This is a genomic window from Streptomyces sp. NPDC045998 (assembly GCF_056430285.1).
Window position 1 is genome coordinate 367044 of record NZ_JBWKLJ010000006.1, and the last position, 17855, is coordinate 384898.

General features: G+C 73.6%; 16 protein-coding genes. 10 read left to right on the forward strand and 6 right to left on the reverse strand.

Features of this window, described 5'->3' with window-relative positions:
• Nucleotides 1–88 precede the first annotated feature (88 nt).
• Nucleotides 89–1378 carry a phenylacetate--CoA ligase PaaK gene (paaK, locus tag AC07FJ_RS20325; RefSeq protein ID WP_479050741.1) on the reverse strand — a complete coding sequence of 430 codons (1290 nt, stop codon included), beginning with the start codon at nucleotides 1376–1378 and terminating at the stop codon, nucleotides 89–91.
• A gap of 187 nt (nucleotides 1379–1565) precedes the next feature.
• Here paaK and AC07FJ_RS20330 point away from each other — a divergent pair, with 187 nt between their 5' ends.
• From AC07FJ_RS20330 to AC07FJ_RS20350, 5 genes are all read left to right on the forward strand, one after another.
• A complete protein-coding gene (locus AC07FJ_RS20330) occupies nucleotides 1566–2450 on the forward strand; it encodes an alpha/beta fold hydrolase (protein WP_479050743.1) in 885 nt (294 codons plus the stop codon).
• Between the two features lie 70 nt (nucleotides 2451–2520).
• Nucleotides 2521–2763 carry a DUF397 domain-containing protein gene (locus AC07FJ_RS20335; RefSeq protein WP_479050745.1) on the forward strand — a complete coding sequence of 81 codons (243 nt, stop codon included), beginning with the start codon at nucleotides 2521–2523 and terminating at the stop codon, nucleotides 2761–2763.
• 46 nt (nucleotides 2764–2809) lie between these two features.
• Nucleotides 2810–3256 (forward strand): ACT domain-containing protein, encoded by a 447-nt coding sequence (locus AC07FJ_RS20340; RefSeq protein WP_361425035.1) that lies wholly within the window; start codon nucleotides 2810–2812, stop codon nucleotides 3254–3256.
• Nucleotides 3257–3377: 121 nt separating this feature from the next.
• Nucleotides 3378–3878, forward strand: a complete 501-nt coding sequence (locus AC07FJ_RS20345) for a hypothetical protein (RefSeq protein ID WP_355357744.1) — start codon at nucleotides 3378–3380, stop codon at nucleotides 3876–3878.
• Between the two features lie 4 nt (nucleotides 3879–3882).
• Entirely contained in the window at nucleotides 3883–4278 is a 396-nt protein-coding gene (locus tag AC07FJ_RS20350; RefSeq protein ID WP_479050746.1) for an RNA-binding S4 domain-containing protein, read from the forward strand.
• Nucleotides 4279–4293: 15 nt separating this feature from the next.
• Here AC07FJ_RS20350 and AC07FJ_RS20355 read toward each other — a convergent pair whose 3' ends face one another.
• Both AC07FJ_RS20355 and AC07FJ_RS20360 read right to left on the reverse strand, forming a co-directional pair.
• Nucleotides 4294–6534, reverse strand: a complete 2241-nt coding sequence (locus tag AC07FJ_RS20355; RefSeq protein WP_479050747.1) for a terpene synthase family protein — start codon at nucleotides 6532–6534, stop codon at nucleotides 4294–4296.
• Nucleotides 6535–6666: 132 nt separating this feature from the next.
• A complete protein-coding gene (locus AC07FJ_RS20360) occupies nucleotides 6667–8388 on the reverse strand; it encodes a PP2C family protein-serine/threonine phosphatase (RefSeq protein ID WP_479050748.1) in 1722 nt (573 codons plus the stop codon).
• A gap of 283 nt (nucleotides 8389–8671) precedes the next feature.
• On the opposite strand from AC07FJ_RS20360, the gene AC07FJ_RS20365 reads away from it, so the two are divergent.
• Nucleotides 8672–9022, forward strand: a complete 351-nt coding sequence (locus tag AC07FJ_RS20365) for an ANTAR domain-containing protein (protein ID WP_479050749.1) — start codon at nucleotides 8672–8674, stop codon at nucleotides 9020–9022.
• A 138-nt stretch (nucleotides 9023–9160) separates the two neighbouring features.
• On the opposite strand, the gene AC07FJ_RS20370 is transcribed toward AC07FJ_RS20365, so the two are convergent.
• Nucleotides 9161–10279 (reverse strand): aminoglycoside phosphotransferase family protein, encoded by a 1119-nt coding sequence (locus AC07FJ_RS20370; protein WP_361425020.1) that lies wholly within the window; start codon nucleotides 10277–10279, stop codon nucleotides 9161–9163.
• A 234-nt stretch (nucleotides 10280–10513) separates the two neighbouring features.
• On the opposite strand from AC07FJ_RS20370, the gene AC07FJ_RS20375 reads away from it, so the two are divergent.
• The gene (locus tag AC07FJ_RS20375; RefSeq protein ID WP_361425018.1) at nucleotides 10514–12004 is read left to right on the forward strand and encodes a DNA-binding protein NsdB; all 1491 of its coding nucleotides are present in this window, start codon (nucleotides 10514–10516) and stop codon (nucleotides 12002–12004) included.
• A 171-nt stretch (nucleotides 12005–12175) separates the two neighbouring features.
• Here AC07FJ_RS20375 and AC07FJ_RS20380 read toward each other — a convergent pair whose 3' ends face one another.
• Nucleotides 12176–13681, reverse strand: a complete 1506-nt coding sequence (locus AC07FJ_RS20380; RefSeq protein WP_479050750.1) for a PP2C family protein-serine/threonine phosphatase — start codon at nucleotides 13679–13681, stop codon at nucleotides 12176–12178.
• Between the two features lie 482 nt (nucleotides 13682–14163).
• Here AC07FJ_RS20380 and AC07FJ_RS20385 point away from each other — a divergent pair, with 482 nt between their 5' ends.
• Nucleotides 14164–15183 carry an NAD-dependent epimerase/dehydratase family protein gene (locus AC07FJ_RS20385; protein WP_479050858.1) on the forward strand — a complete coding sequence of 340 codons (1020 nt, stop codon included), beginning with the start codon at nucleotides 14164–14166 and terminating at the stop codon, nucleotides 15181–15183.
• Between the two features lie 137 nt (nucleotides 15184–15320).
• Complete coding sequence (locus AC07FJ_RS20390; RefSeq protein ID WP_479050751.1) at nucleotides 15321–16199, forward strand: hypothetical protein; 879 nt, start codon at nucleotides 15321–15323, stop codon at nucleotides 16197–16199.
• Nucleotides 16200–16224: 25 nt separating this feature from the next.
• Here AC07FJ_RS20390 and AC07FJ_RS20395 read toward each other — a convergent pair whose 3' ends face one another.
• Nucleotides 16225–17025, reverse strand: coding sequence for a VOC family protein (locus AC07FJ_RS20395; RefSeq protein ID WP_479050752.1), 801 nt, complete (start codon nucleotides 17023–17025; stop codon nucleotides 16225–16227).
• A 211-nt stretch (nucleotides 17026–17236) separates the two neighbouring features.
• Between AC07FJ_RS20395 and AC07FJ_RS20400 the strand changes: the two genes are divergently transcribed.
• On the forward strand, nucleotides 17237–17728 hold the full coding sequence (locus AC07FJ_RS20400; protein WP_479050753.1) for a hypothetical protein: 492 nt from the start codon (nucleotides 17237–17239) through the stop codon (nucleotides 17726–17728).
• Nucleotides 17729–17855 lie beyond the last annotated feature (127 nt).

The following is a 17855-nucleotide window of genomic DNA, read 5'->3' on the forward strand; positions in this document are numbered from 1 at the left end:
CCAGACACACCCGGAATGCGGCTCATCTGCCCCCGATCGCGGCGTCCACTCCCCGGGACCGGAACGCCCCCGCGGCGGTCCGGCCTCCTCACCCCCCGTCGCGCAGGTCCACGATCCGCCGGATCTTCCCCACCGACCGCTCCAGCGTCTCCGGGTCCACCACCTCCACCACCACCGACACCCCGATCCCGTCCTTCACGGCCGCCTCCACCGCCCGCGCCGCCCGCTCGCGCACCTCCGCCGTCGCGCCGGGCCGCGCCTCCGCGCGCACGGTCAGCGCGTCGAGCCGCCCCTCCCGGGTGAGCCGGAGCTGGAAGTGGGGCGCGAGGCCCGGCGTACGCAGGACGATCTCCTCGATCTGGGTGGGGAAGAGGTTCACGCCGCGCAGGATGACCATGTCGTCACTGCGCCCCGTGACCCTCTCCATTCGCCGGAACACCCGCGCCGTCCCCGGCAGCAGCCGCGTCAGATCGCGCGTGCGGTAGCGGATGACCGGCATCGCCTCCTTGGTGAGCGAGGTGAACACCAGCTCGCCCCGCTCCCCGTCGGGCAGCACCTCGCCCGTCAGCGGGTCGACGACCTCCGGGTAGAAGTGGTCCTCCCAGACGTGCAGCCCGTCCTTCGTCTCCACGCACTCCTGCGCGACGCCCGGTCCGATCACCTCCGACAGCCCGTAGACGTCGACCGCGTCGATCCCGCACCGCTCCTCGATCTCGCGCCGCATCTCCTCCGTCCACGGCTCCGCACCGAAGATCCCGGTGCGCAGGGACGTCGTGCGCGGATCGACGCCCTGCCGCTCGAACTCGTCCAGCAGGGTCAGCATGTACGACGGCGTCACCATGATGATCTCGGGCCGGAAGTCCTGGATCAGCCTCACCTGACGCGCCGTCATCCCACCGGAGGCGGGCACGACCGTGCACCCGAGCCGCTCGGCGCCGTAGTGCGCGCCGAGCCCGCCCGTGAACAGCCCGTAGCCGTACGCCACATGGACGGTCTGGCCGGGCCGCCCGCCCGCCGCCCGGATCGACCGGGCCATCACGTCCGCCCACAGGTCGAGGTCGCCGTCCGTGTACCCGACGACCGTGGGCAGGCCGGTCGTCCCGCTCGACGCGTGGATCCGCCGCACCCGGGACCGCTCCACCGCGAACATCCCGAAGGGGTACGTCTCCCGCAGGTCCGCCTTGGTGGTGAACGGGAAGCGGGCGAGGTCGGCGAGGTCGCGGCAGTCCTCGGGCCGTACCCCCGCCTCGTCGAAGGCCCGTCGGTGGAACTCCACGTTCTCGTACGCGTGGCGCAGCGTCGCCCGCAGCCGCTCCAGCTGCAGCGCAGCCAGCTCCGCACGGCTGAGCCTCTCCCCGGCGTCGAGCAGGTCCGTCATCGCCGTTCTCCCGTCCTGAGCTCCGGTCGCGGACGGTCGACCGATCATTCGGTCGACGCGCTGGTGATCAGTTATCCAACCCGGCCGCGGCGAAGGCAAGAGGCCGGAGCCGCATTCCGTCCCTGACCCCTACGCGCTGGGCGGAACTCCCTTGTGGTCCCGGGGCCTCGTTGTGAGGATCACGACCATGCCGAAGTTCAGCGCGTACGACGGGACCGAGCTCGCCTACCACGTCCGGGGGGAGGGCGAGCCGCTCGTCTGCCTGGCCGGCGGGCCGGTGCGCGCCTCCGCCTACCTCGGGGACCTGGGCGGGCTCACCGCCCACCGCCGGCTCGTCCTGCTCGACCCGCGCGGCGCCGGCGAGTCCGCGGAGCCCGCCGACCCCGGCACCTACCGCGCCGACCGCCAGGTCGACGACGTCGAGGCGCTGCGCACCCACCTCGGCCTGGAGCGGCTCGACCTCCTCGGCCACTCCGCCGGCGCCACCCTCGCCGTCCTGTACGCCGCCGCCCACCCCGAGCGCCTCGCCTCCCTCACCCTCGTCACCGGCGGCACCCGCCCCGCCGGGATCGAGGCCATCGCCGAGGACCGGCGCGAGGCCGCCGACCTGCGCAAGGACGAACCCTGGTACGCCGAGAGCCGCCCCGCCCTCGACGAGCTGATCGCCGGGCGCGACATCGACGAGGTGTGGGACCTCGTGCTGCCGTTCATGTACGGGCGGTGGGACGCGAACGCCCGCGCCCACGCCGCGAGCGACGACGACCAGACCAACTTCGCCGCCGCCGACGCCTTCTACGCCGACGGCGCGCTCGGTGACACCGCCGCCACCCGCGCCGCGCTCACCGCCGTCACCGCGCCCGTGCTCGTCCTCGCCGGCGAGTACGACGCCGGCCCGAGGCCCGCCCGCGCCGCCGAGCTCGCCGCGCTCTTCCCCCACGGACGGCTCGCCGTCCAGCACGGCGCCGGCCACTACCCGTGGGTGGACGACCCCGCCGCCTTCGCCCGTACGGTCGCGGCGTTCCTCACCCCGCCACCGGACTTCGGCACCGGCGCGGGCGGACGGACACGTTGATCGCGGTCTGTCCGGGACGCGCCGCGATGACTAGGGTGTGCCGGACGGACGAACCGGGAGGAGCACGCACGTGGCCGACAGCATCACCGCCCAGCAGCAGCTCACGGGCTGGAACAAGCCGGACCTCGACCTCAGCGCCGCGGAGTGGCGATCGGGCACCGAGGGCGCGGGCGACGTCCAGATCGCCTTCGTCGAGGGGTTCATCGCCATGCGGAACGCCACCCGCCCGGAGAGCCCGTCGCTCATCTTCACCCCCGCCGAGTGGCGCGCGTTCGTCCGGGGCGCGCGGGAGGGCGAGTTCGACCTCACGTGACGGCACGCCCCCGGAACCGGGCCTGGTCGCCCCTAAGCTGGTGATCATGAGTGGAACCAGCGGAGAGCGCGACCTGACCCGGCTCCTGGCCGCCCTGCGGCCCGAGCTCAACCCCGGCCGCTACGTCTTCTGCGCCGTCGACGGCCCGGCCGTCCCGCCCGGCCTGCACCCCGTGGTCACGGTCGCCGAGTCCGAGGGCCTCACCCTGGTCGTCCGCGAGGAGGAGGCGGACGCGGCATCGCTCCCGTACGACTACGTGGCCGGCTGGATCACCCTCCGTGTCCACTCCGCCCTCGACGCCGTCGGTCTGACCGCCGCCGTCGCGGGCGCCCTCGCCGACGCGGGCCTGAGCTGCAACGTCGTGGCCGGCTACCACCACGACCACCTCTTCGTGGAGCACGCCCACGCCCAGCGGGCCCTCACCGTCCTGCGCGTCCTCGCCGAGAGCGGGGGAGCGGCGGACCCGGCGGCGGGCCGTCCCCCGATGCGGTGAACCGCCCGGAGCCGCGCCCGTGCGCACGGCGGTGCGGGCCGCCCGCCTACCCGCCGTTCGGGGGCCCGTCCGGCGAGGGGGCGCCCGCCGTTCCGGGCGCCCGGGCACGTACCATGGCGGCATGTCCTTCCTCCGTCGCCGCAGCGCCGCCACACCCGCCGGCCCGGACTTCGATGTCCTGGCCATGGATCCGGGCGACTGGCCCGGCAATCTCGGCGCCGGTCTGCTCCCCGCCCCCGACGGCAGCTGCCAGGGTGTCTTCCTCCGGTACGACCTGTTCGGCGGCCGGGGCCCCGCGATGATCATCGGCAACCTCCCGGAGGGCTCCCCGGCGCGCGAGCTCGCCGAGGGCCAGGTGCCCTTCGAGGTCGCCCAGCTGCTCGCCGCGCTCGACAACGACGAGCCGGTCGAGGTCGTCGAGACCGAGGACGTGCCGGTCATGCAGGGCGACAACCTGCTGATCGTGCGCCGCCTGAAGCTCTCCGAGAGCCGCATCTCCTGCGTGCAGTTCGACCGCAGCGACAACGTCCTGGTCACCATCGCCAGCTGGGACCGCCCCATCACCGACGACCTGTACGCGCTGCTCAAGCCCCTGCCCGCGGAACTCTTCCAGCAGGGCTGAGCCCATGGCGACGGATGAGGGGACCACGCGGGCGACCGCCCGCGTCGACAGCTGGATCTGGGCCGTACGGCTCACCAAGACCCGCTCGCAGGCCGCCGCGGCCTGCCGCGCCGGGCACGTCCGCGTCAACGGCGAGCGCGTCAAGCCCTCGCAGGCGGTCAAGCCGGGCGACGAGGTGCGGCTCTTCCACGCGGGCCGCGAGCGGATCGTCAAGGTCACGCGCGTGCTCGCCAAGCGCGTCGGCGCACCCGTCGCGGCGGAGGCGTACATCGACAACAGCCCGCCCCCGCCGCCCCGCGAGCACGTGGCGCTGGCCGGCGTCCGCAACCGCGGCGCCGGGCGCCCCACCAAGCGCGAACGCCGCGAACTGGACCAGCTCCGCGGCGTCCGCCCCTCCTGACCGCCTCTCTCCCGCTCAGCTCCGGGACGTGAAGAGCTCCGCCACCCGGGCCGCCGAGGTGCCCAGCCCCACCGGTCCGGTCGGCAGACCACCGGTGGGCGCCGTACGGGCCGGCGCGCCCAGGCCCCGCAGCCGTGCCGTCCCCGCGCCCGAGCGGACGTCCTCGTCGCGGTAACGGCGCACGTTGCGGTGCCAGTTGAGGATCCCGGCCAGCCAGTCCTCCAGCTCCCGCACATAGGCGTCGAGCGCCGCCCGCCCGGTCTCCGCCAGCCCGAACTGCTCGATCAGCACGGGCAGTTCCTTCTCCTTCACGTGCAGGAACTGCCGCAGCCGCCCCCGCATCAGGTCATCGATGATCGAGACACCGGTGGGATAGTCGCAGCCGAAGAAGGTCTGCACCACCAGCACCCCGTTGTGCACCTCGCCCTCGACCTCGATCTCCTTCTGGTACGAGAAGAGGTCGTTGAGCATCGTGGCGTAGTCCTGGGCCGCGTTCTCCAGGCTGCGCACCGGGCCGCTCCGCAGGAGCTCCGCCGGCAGCCCGCCCTCGTGCCGCAGCCGCGCCAGGCTCATCGTCATGTCGGAGCCGAAGGTCTGGCGCCGCATCTCGATGTAGTCGACCGGGTCGGGCACCCGGTGCTGCGCCTGGTTGTGCAGCTCCCACATCCAGCTGTCCAGCATGCGGTCCATCGCCAGACGCAGGGAGGCCCGGGCCTCGGAGCTCATCGGACCGGCCGTGCGGCCCCACAGATCGGCCAGCGACCGCTCCATCGGACTGACGGCGTCGGCCGGGGCGGCCGCCGGGTCGTCGACCGGCATGCACTCCTTGAGCCGCTCGGTGTACACCTTCGCCCCGGCGAGGTCGCGCGGCTTGCCGAACACCAGCGGGTAGTAGTCGTCGCCGTACGTGCCCCAGGTCAGCCACAGGGAGCTGAGTTCCAGCTCCTCGGCGGTGGCGTCCGGGTCCAGACCGGCCGCGCACAGCGGGAGGTCGAAGCCGTCCATCATGGCCTCGTCCCAGATGTCGTCGAGCAGACCCATCCGCCCGGCCCACGCCAGCGCCTTCGCGCGGGCGTCGTCCAGGTGCGGGCTGAGCGACAGGGGGAAGGGCAGGTCGAAGTCGGGCAGCAGCGACGGCCCGACCTGCTGGTGCGGCACATGGGTGAGGGTGCGCAGCCGCGCGGCCGCGGGCCGTCCGAAGAGCGTGCGGATGTCGAGCGCCGACGTGCCCAGCACCCCGGGGAGCGCCGAACGCCCGCCCAGCGCGCCCTCGTTCATGTAGCGGCTGGAACGCATGTGCCACTCGTGGCCGCCGGACTGCCAGTCCTGCAGCCCCTTCGCGTACGCGGCGACGGCGGCGCACTCCTCGGGCCCGAGCCCCTTCTCCACGCACAGCGCGGGCACCTCGGTGAGCGCCGTGTTCTCGAACTGCTGCAGCCGGGACGTCAGCAGGTCGTTGACCGCTTCGGCGGCCTCCTGCGTCGAGCAGCCGAGGAACTTCTCCAGCACCAGCACGCCGTTGCTGTTCTCGCCCTCGTCCTCGACCTCCCGCTGGTACGAGAAGAGGTCGTTGCGCAGGTGCACGGCGTCGGCGAACGTGTCCCGCAGCACCAGCAGCGGCCGCGCGTCCGCGACCGACACCGGGACCTCGGCCCCGGCGGCGTACTCCACCAGCCCGGCCGACCAGGGCGCGCCGCCGACCTTGCGGCGCATCTCGATGTACTCGACGGGGTTGGCGATCCGCCCCTCGTTGATGTTGGCGAGCTCCCACAGCGACTCGTTGAGCAGGTGCTCGGTCGCCTCCGCGAACCGGGCCCTCCACCCCGCCGACATGCTCGGCACGGTACGGGTCCACAGGTCGGCGAGGCCCGCCTCGACCGGGTTGGTCGCCTCCGGCATCCCCTGCTCGAGGTCCATCGGCATGAAGGCGGGCATCCGGTCCAGGTACGCCTTGCCGCCGACCAGGTCCTGGGTGCGCTTGAACACCTCCAGGAAGTGGTCGTCGAAGAAGAACACCCAGACGTACCAGTCGGTGACGAGGGACAGCGCGTCGGCGTCGCAGTCGGGATGGGTGTACGAGCACAGCAGGGCGTAGTCGTGCGAGTCGAGGTCGTGCTCCTCCCAGACGCCCGACCCCTCCAGCATCCCCATCCGTCGCGCCCACCGCTTGGTGTGGACCCGGGCGGTCTCCAGATGGGGATTGAGGCGCGCCGGATACGGCACGTAGAAATCCGGCAGGACGAAGGGCTGAGCCATGCGCGCGGGGCCTTTCGACGAAAAGGGGTGGGCAGAGGGACACTTCCGGGCCGGGACTACCCACGTCACGCGCGTCCCACGCGGCTCACGAATTAGTCGTACAAGTCATACGAATGGCGGTGTGCGTGCGGCTCAGTCGACGCGCACGGCGAGCAGGCAGGCGTCGTCGTCGTGGACCGTGCGTTCGTACTCGTCGGTGAGCCGGTCGATGATGCCCTGCGGCGCAAGGCCGCTGCTCGCGGTCAGCGCCCGCGCCAACGCGTCGATGCCCTCGGTGATGTCCTGGCCGCGCCGCTCGACCACCCCGTCGGTGTACAGCAGCAGCACGTCCCCGGCCTTCAGCGGGAACTCCGCCGTCTCGTACTCGTGCCCCGGCAGCACGCCCAGCAGCGGCCCCCGGTGATCGGTCGGCAGCGCGAAGACATGGCCGTCGCGCAGCAGCAGCGGCGCCGGATGCCCCGCACAGGTCCAGCGGAACACCCGGTCGTCCCCGACGTGCCCCACGCACATGGTGGCCGTGGCGGGGGTGGGCTCACTGCACACCAGCTCGTTCAGCCAGGTGGTGACGTCACCGGCGCAGGCGCCCGAGTGGGCGAGACCCGCCATCGCGTACCGCTGCTGGGCCATCCGCGCCACCGCGTCCAGCCCGTGGCCGCTCGCGTCCCCGATGGCGATCAGCGCCCGGCCGTTCGGCAGCGGACGACACTTGTACCAGTCGCCGCCGACGGCCGCGTCCGGCTCGGCCGGCAGATACGCCGCCGCCGCCGTCAGCCCCAGCTCCGCCAGCCCCTCGGAGTACGTCGGCAGCAGCGCCTCGCGCAGGGCCGAGGCGACGTGCCGCTCCGCCGCGGCCTGCTGCCGCAGCTGGTCCGTCTCGACCTGCTTCTCCACCAGGCGCCGGCGACTGCGCATCTGCGGCGTGAGGTCGCGGGCCACGATCTGCACCGCCCACGGCCGCCCGTCCGTCCCGGCCACCGGCCGCCCCAGCAGGTCCACCGTGCGGACCTCGCCCAGCACCAGGAACCGGATACGCGTCCAGGCGGGCTCCTCACCGGCGAGGACGGACGCGATGAACTCGCCGAACGGCCCCACGTCCGCCGCCACCAGGTGGTCGCACAGCTCCAGCAGCGTCCACGGCAGCGCCGGATCCGTACGGAAGATCCGCTGCAGCCCCTCCGACCACGACACCCCGCCCGACAGCAGGTCCCACCACCCCCACCCCATGGAGGCCAGGTGCTGGGCGTCGATGGTGAGCAGCTCCGCCTGGCTGCGCACCGGCCGCCAGGTCGTGAGCACCTGGTCGCCGCAGGCCGCTGCGTAGTGCACCAGCTGGACGCGCCGGAGCCTGCCGTACCGCTCCTCGGTGTAGTCCACCACCAGACCGCCCAGCGCCCGCCCCGTCTCCAGGACCTCACTCAGCGCGGCCAGCAGCCCGCTGGCCGCGGCGCCGGTACGCGCCACCTCGAAGAACCGCTGCCCGACCTGCTGGTCCGGCGGCACCAGCCACTCCACCGAGCGGATGTGGTTGCCGGCCCGGATGACGAAGTCCGTGACGGCCCCGGAGCCGTCCCGGACCGGTGCGAGCAGCGCGGCGGACACCGGGATACCCGGCAGGGTGGCGCACAGACAGCGCCACGGGTCGTGGCCCTCGCCCGCGTCCACACAGCTGTGGCGGGCGCCGTGGCCCTGGCCGCACGGGCATTGCTCGGCCTTGCGGGCCCCCTCGCCGGGGGCCGGCGCGTCAACGCGGCCGGGGGCGGGCGCGACGGCATCCGTCGTCCTGCGCACCTCGGCGCGGAGCGTCGCGATCTCACGCTCGATGAAGGCCTTCAGCGACGCCACGTCGGACGGCATGGGCGCGGCCTCCCGGATCCTCGACACCTGCAAACGGACATCTGCCGCGTATCCGACACGGGGGGCGGTAAACGCCCCGCCACTCCTCCGGCCCACACCGGGACCGGGCCGGCCCGGGAGAAGGACCGCCCTCGGCGGGACGAAAGTCCCCGCCCTAACGGGCCGAACGGCGTGCTTGCGCCCGTCCGGGCCCGGACACAACGCGGGCAGGCACACCCGCACCAGCCACACCCGCACCAGACCCACACCGCACACGAAACAGCGGAGGAGACGACCTCATGACGTGGAAGCCGACCGAAGGCCGGACCCGGCCGTGACGACCGCGCACCCCGTGGAGCGCACGGACCTCGCACGCCTCGCCACCGAGGTGGACCAGCTGCGCCGGGCCCTGGACAGCCGCGGCGTCATCGACCGGGCCCAGGGCATGATCATGGCGCTGACCCCCTGCCCGGCGGACCGGGCCTGGCAGGTGCTCGTGGAGATCTCCCAGCGCGGCAACACCAAACTCCGCGACGTCGCCGCCGCCCTGGTCGCCACCGCCGACGGCAGCGTCCTGCCGCCGGACCTGCACGCCCCTTTCCACCGGGCCGTCCGCGCGGCCCGTGCCTCCCGAGCCGCACCACAGGGCCCCTGAAACCAGCAGTGCGCTGTGTGCCGGTGTGTCGGCACCGGTCACACAGCGCACACCCCCCTCTCCCAGGGCTCGGTTCACTCCCCCCGGCTTCGCCGGGGGACCCCCACTTCGGCTCGCTCGCCGCCCCTCACGGGGCGGTCAGCGTGTGCCGACCGCGGCGCGCACGGCCCGCCGCGCCATGGCGCAGTCGTCGTGCAGCCGCCTCAGCAGCAGGCGCTGCTCTTCCCCCGCGGACAGCCCCCCGGGCTGGACCGGTACCGAGCCGGCCGGCGGCGCCTCTCGTATCGTGCGCTGCACGGCCGTCTCGTACGTCCGTATCTCCCGCGTCAGCACGAGCATCAGATTCACCAGGAACGCGTCGCGCGCCGCGGGTCCCGCCGCCTGCGCGAGCTGCGCGATCTGCCGCCGGGCCACCGGGGCGTCGCCCAGGACCGCCCACAGCGTCGCCAGGTCGTACCCGGGCAGGTACCACCCCGCGTGCTCCCAGTCGACCAGCACCGGGCCGGCCGGTGACAGCAGGATGTTCGACAGCAGCGCGTCGCCGTGGCAGAACTGGCCCACACCGCCGAGCCCGCCCGCGTGGGCCAGCCCGTGCAGCAGCTTCTGCAGGTCGTCCCGGTCCCGGTCGGTGAAGAGCCCCAGCTCGTGGTAGCGGGAGATCCGCGAGGCGTAGTCCAGCGGAGCGTCGAACATCCCGGCCGGCGGCCGCCACGCGTTGAGCCGCGCGATCGCCCCCAGCGCGGCCCGTACGTCCGCGCGCGGCGGCGCCTCGAACGGGTGCCGGCTGAGCGCCGCGGCCCGCCCGGGCATCCGCTCGATCACCAGCGTGCAGTTGTCGGGGTCCGCGGCGATCAGCCGCGGGGCCCGCACCGGCGGGCGGTGCCGTACGAAGGTGCGGTAGGCCGCGATCTCATGACGGATCCGCTCGGTCCAGGCGGTGGAGTGGTCCAGTAAAACCTTGGCGACCGCGGTGGCCCGTCCCGTCGTCCCGACGAGCAGGACGGACCGGCTGCTGCGCCGCATCAGCTGGACGGGGTTGAACTCCGGGCAGATCCGGTGCACCGACGCGATCGCCTTGCGCAACTGCGCGCCCTGCGGACCGGACAGGTCGAGCCTTCCACTGAGCGGCCCCGCCGCCGGTCCCGCCCAGCGCCGGGCCCGTACGGCCTGCGGTGGATCCGGATACGGCCCGCTGCCGGCCGGGAGGGTACGCGCAGGCCGGGGCGGGGCGGACACGGAGGACGATGCTGTGTACATGGGCGAGACAGATCCCTTCGTGTGCCGACGAGTTACGTACGCTGCCCCGTCCCGGCAACCGGCCCGCACCCTGGGGAATGAGGGCCGGTTACCGGAGCGGGGTGGCGCTTTCCTACCTGACACCCGCGCGCGGGTGGCACACCATCTGGCGGACCCTGGCGAAGCCTGGCGAATAGTCGCCAGCCCTATGACACCGGGCTACTGTCAACTCAGCCGAGAACCTGGGGGCTTGACGTGACCGGAGAACCCAACACCCGCCTTGCAGACCTGTTCGGCCTCGCCGGCTGGTCCAAAGGGGAGCTCGCACGGCTCGTGAACCGGCAGGCGGCGGCCATGGGCCACCCGCAGCTGGCGACCGACACGTCGCGGGTCCGGCGGTGGATCGACATGGGGGAGACCCCGCGCGATCCCGTGCCCCGGGTGCTGGCAGCCCTGTTCACCGAGCGACTCGGCCGTGTCGTGACCATCGAGGACCTCGGGTTCGTACGACACGGGCGCGCCGGGAAACGGCGGGACGTCAGGAACACCGACAACCCTGACGGGCTGCCCTGGGCGCCCGAGCGTACGGCTGCGGTCCTCACCGAATTCACGGGAATGGACCTCATGCTCAACCGACGCGGCTTGGTGGGCGCGGGTGCCGCGCTCACCGCAGGCTCCGTACTGACCAGCGCCATGCACGACTGGTTCCGCACCGATCCCGCACGTGGCGCGGACGCCCCGCACCTCGACGACCCCCTGCACGCCGACCCGGCCGGGTTCGACCGCTACGAGGCCGCGCCCATCGGGTCCCAGGAGATCGAGGCGCTGGAGCGCTCCGTCGAGGTGTTCCGCGCCTGGGACGCCGCCCGTGGCGGCGGGCTCCAGCGCAAGGCGGTCGTCGGCCAGCTCAACGAGGTGGGCGGCATGCTCGCCTACCACCACCCCCCGCACATCCAGCGGCGGCTGTGGGCCGTCGCCGCCAACCTCGCCGTCCTGGCCGGCTGGATGTCCCACGACGTGGGCCTCGAACCCACCGCGCAGAAGTACTTCGTCATCGCCGCGCACGCGGCCCGCGAGGGCGGTGACCTGCCGCGTGCCGGCGAGGCGCTCTCCCGCGCCGCCCGCCAGATGGTCCACCTCGGACGTCCCGACGAGGCCCTGGACCTGATGAAGCTCGCCCGCGCCGGCTCGGGCCCCGAGATGCTGCCCCGCACGCACGCCATGCTGCACACCATCGAGGCGTGGGCGCAGGCGGCGATGGGCCACGGCCAGGCGATGCGCCGCACCCTCGGCGAGGCGGAGGAGCTCTTCGTCTCCGACCGCAGCGACGTGCCGCCGCCGAGCTGGATGCAGACCTTCAAGAAGGAGGACCTGTACGGGATGCAGGCCCTCGCCTACCGCACCCTCGCCGAGCACGAACCGGGGGCCGCGAAGCAGGCCCAGCACTTCGCGCAGAAGGCGCTCGCCCTGCGCGTCGACGGACGGCAGCGCTCGAAGATCTTCGACTACCTGTCGATGGCGTCGGCGTGCTTCATCGCCGACGACCCCGAACAGGCCGACCGCTACGCGCGCCTCGCCCTGATGTCGATGGGGGAGACCTCCTCGCAGCGCACCTGGGACCGGCTCCGGGAGATGTACCGGCTCACCGGGAAGTACGCGGACTACTCGAAGATCGAGGACCTGCGCGAGGAGATCCAGGTGGCGATGCCCAAGACCGCGCAGAAGCAGCGGAACACCGAGATCTAGCGCAGCCGCCGGCCGCGTCCGTCGGCGGACAGCCGACGCCCTACGGCCTGGCGCCCTACGGCCTGGTCCGCGAAGTCCGTCCCGGCCCGTTCCCGTTCAGTTCCGTAACCGACTCTTCCGACAGCTCCGTACCGGCGTCGTCCGTCGCCCCCTCCGACGTCCTCCGACGCCCTATGACGGGTCGCCGACCCTGGCGACCATGACACACGCGTCGTCCTCACGCGGGCAGGCGCCGAACTCGTCCACCACCATCCGCACGCACTCCTGCGCATCGCGCGCCCGGGCGAACCGCGGTGCCAGCCGCAGCAGCCGGTCCGTCCCCTCCGTACCGAAGGGGTCCGCACCCGTGCCGCGCGTGAGCCCGTCCGTGTGCAGGACCAGTAGGTCGCCGGGGAGCAGCCGCACCTCGGTCTGCTCGTACGCCGTCTGCGGCGTGGCCCCGAGGAGTACGCCGTCCGGGCGCGTCAGCGCACGCCCCGTCCCACCGCGGAACAGCAGCGGGGCGGGGTGTCCCGCCTGCGCCCAGGTCAGCGTCCCGGTCGCCGGGCTGTAGCGGCAGCACACGGCGCTGCCCAGCGCCGTGTGCGCCGACGTGTCCAGCAGCTGGTTGAGGTGGCCCATCAGCGGCCCGGGCCGGATCCCGGCCACCGCCATGCCGCGCAGCGCGCCCAGCAGCATCGCCATCGAGGACGTCGCCGACACGCCGTGCCCGGTGAGGTCGCCGACGGACAGCAGCGTGTCCCCGTCCGGCAGCTCCAGCGCGTCGTACCAGTCGCCGCCGATCAGCGCGCTGGACCCGGACGGCAGGTAGTGCCCGGCCAGGTCGAGGGCCGCGGGCCCGCCGTGGGGGAGGCGCAGGGGGCCGCGCCACGGCGGCAGGACCGCCTCCTGGAGCTCCACCGCCACCCGGTGCTCGGTCTGTTCGATGTCCTGGCGGCGGCGGAGCGACTCGCGTGATTCGCGGACCACCCGCTCACTGCGGCGCAGTTCGCTGACGTCCCGTAAAACGGCCCACATCGACGCCGTGCAGCCGTCCGCGTCGAGGACCGGCTCGCCCATCATGTGGAGCGTGCGCACCCGGCCGTCGGTGCGGACGATCCGGAACTCGCCGTCGATCGGCTTGCCGTCGATCAGGCAGCCCGTCACCATCGCGGTCAGCGCCGCCTGGTCCTCGGCGAACACCATGGACGGCAGCTCGTCCAGCGACATCGGGCCCGCCTCGGGCGAGCGGCCGAAGATCTGGAACAGCTCGTCGGACCAGGTCACTTCGTCGGTGAGGAGGTTCCACTGGGCGCTGCCGACCCGGCTGAGCAGCGCGCCGGTGCGCGGCGGCGCGTCCGCGAGGGCCTCCTCGGCGGATTCGCCCTCCTCGGTGCCTTCGTCGAGGGACTCCGCGGCGGGCCCGGTGCCGGCGGACCGGGAGCCGAGGGCGCGGTCCTCGCCCAGCCCTTCCTTCAGCTGGCCCAACTGCGCACCCAGGTCGTCGAGTTGATGGACGGCGAGGTCGCACAGCGCGCGCTGCCAGCGGCCCTGCGGATCGTCCTCGTCCGCGACGGCATCCCGGCGTACGGCGTCGACGTCTCCCCGCAGTCGGCGGGTCTGCGAGATCAGCGCGTCCACCGTGCCGCGCTCGGGCGGCTGCCCGGCGGCACGGTCCGCGAACAGATGGGACGGCATGTCGTACTCCGATACGGGCGCGGTGTGGCCAGGGTCTGAAATATAAGGACCGGTTACGACTGTTGCACAGGGCGCGATGGCCTGTAAGGGGTTTGGCAACACTCGATATGGTGGTGCTTCTGGCATATGCCAAAGGCTCGGCTATTACCGGCCAACTCCGGCCTGAACATGCCGTATCGGAGCCCTTCCGCCCTGTTACGGCAGGGGCCGCGCCCCATGCGCCGGCGACCGCAGCCAGGGGAGCCGCGTGGATTTCCGCGCCGCCCCGACCCACGGCGGGCCGCCCTGGATCCGCTCGCGGGCGGAATTTCCACCTCGCCCGTACGAGTGGGCGCCACGATCATGGGATTGACGAGGACGCCCTCCCTGCACCCGCGGGCACGTGGACGGCCGCCCAGCGGGTACCCGAAGCGTCCCGGCGCGGTGCCGGGGAACGTCGATCCGTACGTCCGTACGATCCGTCGGAGGGCAGGACCGTGAGCATGGAAGCCGGCAAGAGGGTCGTCGTCACCGGAGCCACCGGCAACGTCGGCACCAGCGTGGTGGCGGCGCTGGCCGACGACCCGCAGATCGCATCCGTACTGGGGCTGGCGCGCAGGCTGCCCGGCTGGTCGCCGCCGAAGACCGACTGGGCCGCCGTGGACCTGGCCGAGGACACCGACCTCGTCAGGCACTTCGAGGGCGCCGACGCCGTGATCCACCTGGCCTGGGCGTTCCAGCCGACCCACGATCCCGTCCGGACCTGGCGCACCAACGTCCTCGGCAGTCTCCAGGTCTTCCGGGACGTCGCCTCCGCCGGCGTGCCCGTCCTGGTCCACGCCTCCTCCGTCGGCGCCTACTCCCCGGGTCCGAAGGACCGGGCCGTCGGCGAGGCGTGGCCGACGCACGGCTGGCCGGAGGCCGCGTACTGCCGTGAGAAGGCGTACCTGGAGCGGGTGCTGGACTCCTTCGAGGTCCGCAACCCCGGCGTCAGGGTGGTGCGGATGCGCCCGGCGTTCCTGTTCAAGGAGGAGTCGGCGAGCGAGCAGCGCCGGATCTTCGCCGGGCGCTTCCTGCCGGGGACACTGGCCCGCCCGGGAGCGGTCCCCTTCGTGCCGGACATCCCCGGCCTGCGGTTCCAGGCCCTGCACACCGACGACGCGGCGCAGGCGTACCGCCTCGCGCTCAGCCACGAGGTGGGCGGCGCCTTCAACATCGCCGCCGAGCCCCCCGTCGGCGCCGAGGAGCTCGCCGACCTGCTCGGCGCCCGGCTCGTCCGGGTGCCCCGCCCGGCCGTCCGCGCCGCGCTGGCCGCCGCCTGGAACCTGCGGCTGGTGCCCGCCTCGCCGCAGCTCTTCGACGCGGTGCTGCGCCTGCCGCTGATGGACTGCACCCGGGCCCGGGTCGAGCTCGGCTGGCACCCGCAGCGCACCGCGCTCGACGCGCTGGAGGAGCTGCTGCGCGGCATGCGGAGCGGCGCCGGCCAGGACACCGCGCCGCTCGCGGGCCGCAAGGTCGGCTGACGTACGCGCCCCCGCGCAGCCGGCCCGGTGCGCCGCGTCGCCGGATGTGACCCGATCCGCACCCTCCGCGCGGGTGACGGCGCCTGCATCCGTGGGCAAGCCCTAAGGAGACAGGTGTCGGGTCGAAAGGGGCCACCGTGCCGGACAGACGCCCTCGCGGCTACCAGCCCGGCTGGCAACCGCGCCCGGCGACGGAGCAGTTGCTCGCCGAGGTGGAGATGATCCTCGGCCGCTACGCCGCACAGCTGCCGCTGACCATGCGGCAGATCTGGTACGCGACGGTCGCCGACGGCGCGCTCGCCAAGCAGGAGCGCACGTACCGAAGACTGGCCGACATGCTGGGCATGGCCCGCCGCGCCGGCCGCATCTCCTGGCTCGCGATCCGCGACGACGCCGACCCGGCCGCCGAACCGCGGACGTTCGACGGCCCCGCCGGCTTCCGGCGCGCCGTCACCGACGCCGCCCGCGCCTACCGGCTCGACCGGCAGGCCGGTCAGGAGGCCCGCCTCGAAGTGTGGTGCGAGCCGACGGGCCTGGCGCCGCAGCTGGCGGCCGTCACCGACCCGTGGGGCGTACCCGTGTACGCGGGCGGGGCGCTCACCTCTCTGTCCGGCAGGCGCGCCGCGGCACGCCGGGCCGCGACCGGCGGGCACGGCGCCGTGTGCGTCCTGGTGGTCGGCGACTGGGACCCCGGGCGACAGCACCTCTTCACCGCCCTCGCCGACGACGTCAAGGCCTTCGCCGAGCTCGACGCCCCCGACGTACGCGTGGAGTTCGAACGCCTGGCCGTCACCGAGGCGCAGATCGCCGAGCTGCGCCTGCCGCCCGCCCCTCTGCGCGCCGGAGCCGCCCCCACCCAGGCGGAGGCCATTCCGCCGGACGTCCTCGCCGGACTCGTCCGGGAGGCCATCACCCGCCGCCGCGACGACGAGGTCCTGGCCGCCGTCCTCGCCCGGGAGGAGGCGGAACGCGGCATGCTGCTGGAGCAGCTCCGCAGGATGCCCGCGGGCGCGTAGAACGGCGCCCGCGGGCGGTCCGGCTCTATTTCTCCAGCGTCTGGGTGGTGACGACGAACAGGCCCCCGTCCGGGTCGCGCAGGGTGGCCTCCACACCGGGCTCGTGGTGGACGACGGAGCCGCCGTGCTCCTGCGTCGCCCGTACGCAGGCGTCGACGTCCGGCACGGGGAAGTAGACCTGCCAGCGCGGGCGGATCGACGGGTCCGGCGCGGCCTCCAGCGCTCCGGAGCTGAGCCGGGCGACGACGCGGCCGCCGCTGCGCAGCACGACCTCGTCCTGCTCGTACTCGACGTCGCAGCAGCCGGGCCGCCCGCTCGCCCAGTCGAGGATCTCCCCGTAGAAGATCGCCGCCTCGAAGGCGTCGCGGGTCTGCAGCTTCACCCAGGCGGGGGCCGCGTCCCGCCAGTTCTCCCAGCCGGACAGGAGCCGGCCCTCCCAGATGCCGAACACCGCACCGTCCCGGTCGGCCGCGAGGGCGCCGCGCCCCATCGCGAAGGACACCGGCCCGACGGCGACGGTGGCGCTGCGCTCCCTGATGCGGGACGCCGTCTCGTCGGCGTTCTGGACGGCGAAGTAGGGGGTCCAGGCGACGGCCATCTGCAGAGCGCTGGCCAGGGCACCCATTCCGGCCACCGGTTTGCCGTTGGCGAGCGCGACGCTGAACTCCTCGCCGAGCCGCGCGGGGCGGTACGTCCACCCGAGCACGGCACTGTAGAACTTCTGCGCGGCGCTCAGGTCGTGGGTCATCAGGCTGACCCAGCACGGGGCGCCGTACACGGCCTCGCTCGAGGTCACGCCCTTGGTCGCTGTCGGTTTCGTATTCATGTGCAAACCGCCCTGTGTCACCCTGCCGCTCTGCCCGGAAGTCCATCCTTGCACTGTTTACAAGGGCGGTCCTGTTTCGCCCGGCTGTTTGCCTGCCCACCCACCCGCGCTCCACGCGTCCGACTCCGCCGCGGGCCCCGAGGAGCCACTTGGTGTGTACCTGACGCTAAAGTGCGGTGGTTCGATCAGACGTTCGGTGAAGGGGTGGGGTATGAGCACGCAGCTGAGGGAGAGAGCCGGGGAGTTGGCCGCGGTGCTGTGGCGCGAGCACACCGTCTACCGGGACCGCGCCGGGGGAGTGGTCATCCGCGGCGAGCACGTCGAGCGCTGGATCAGCCTCGCCCCGGCCGGCGGCCGCGACGAGGTCCTGCTGCGGGCTGGCCGCCTCCTGGACGGCGGCACCACCGCCCCGGCGCGCTCCGAAGTGATCATGCCGCTCTCCGCCTCCACGGCGGAGCTCGCGGCGGCCTGCCGCCGCCTGCTCGCCGACACCGCCGCCGACGCCGCCCCCCGGACCGCCCACCCCGGCCGCGACCGCGACCGCAAGCCGGGCAGGCGGGAGCGTGCGCACGAGCGCCGGCAGGCACGCATGCGCCGACGCACGCAGCGGCGGCAGCGGCACACGAGCCTGCGCTCCTGGGTGGTCCTGGCCTGTGTGGCGGCCCTGGTCGCGTACTACCTCTCCAGCACCGGGCTGATCTGACCGCCGGCTGAGCGACACCCCGGGCCCGGGGGGGGGGGGGGGGGGGGGGGGGGGGGGGGGGGGGGGGGGGGGGGGGAAGGGGGGGGGGGGGGGGGGGGGGGGGGGGGGGGGGGGGGGGGGAGGGGTA